The 240-nt window shown below is 50.8% G+C and carries 1 protein-coding gene; it reads left to right on the forward strand.

Translation table 11 applies throughout. The features are described 5' to 3' along the window. The coding region (locus SB816_RS34565) for a universal stress protein (RefSeq protein ID WP_410548568.1) at positions 1–240 on the forward strand (240 nt) is incomplete at both ends.

Below are 240 nucleotides of genomic sequence, written 5' to 3' on the forward strand. Positions count from 1 at the left end.
GGATGACCTGAAAGCGGAAGCCAAATCGCAACTGGAAGAGATCATTAAAAAATTTAAACTGCCAACCGACAGAGTGCATGTCCATGTTGAGGAAGGCTCGCCCAAAGACCGCATTCTGGAATTGGCGAAGAAGATCCCCGCTCATATGATCATCATTGCTTCCCATCGACCGGATATCACCACTTATCTGCTCGGTTCCAACGCCGCAGCTGTAGTGCGTCACGCAGAGTGCTCCGTGCT

It is taken from the genome of Achromobacter sp. SIMBA_011, from assembly GCF_046535435.1.
GTDB lineage: Bacteria > Pseudomonadota > Gammaproteobacteria > Burkholderiales > Burkholderiaceae_B > Achromobacter > Achromobacter dolens.